General features: G+C 62.7%; 1 protein-coding gene. It reads right to left on the reverse strand.

From position 1 onward, the window contains the following. Positions 1–255 (reverse strand): transposase (locus AB4Y34_RS42435; RefSeq protein WP_368719375.1); only part of this gene is annotated, 255 nt, incomplete at both ends.

Genomic DNA, 255 nt, shown 5'->3' on the forward strand with positions numbered 1-255 from the left:
GACTTGCGGCGTAGCGGAGCGACGTTCGTTGTGGCCGACGTATCAGCAGCTGTATCAGCATCGGGCTCCTTCGACGTTGCGGCCATGGCCGATTCAGGAACGGGAAGCTCACCGAGCGCGAGCTGCAGCTGGTCCATCAGTTCGGTCATGCGCTCCGATGAACGGCCATACTGCCATCGCTTCAGTCGCGAGATCTCGGCCAGCAACTGCGCAATGGTCTCGTCGCGCGAGGCAACGATGCGCTTCAGAGCGGCG

Origin of the sequence: Paraburkholderia sp. BR10954 (assembly GCF_040965775.1) — a bacterium.
GTDB lineage: Bacteria > Pseudomonadota > Gammaproteobacteria > Burkholderiales > Burkholderiaceae > Paraburkholderia > Paraburkholderia youngii.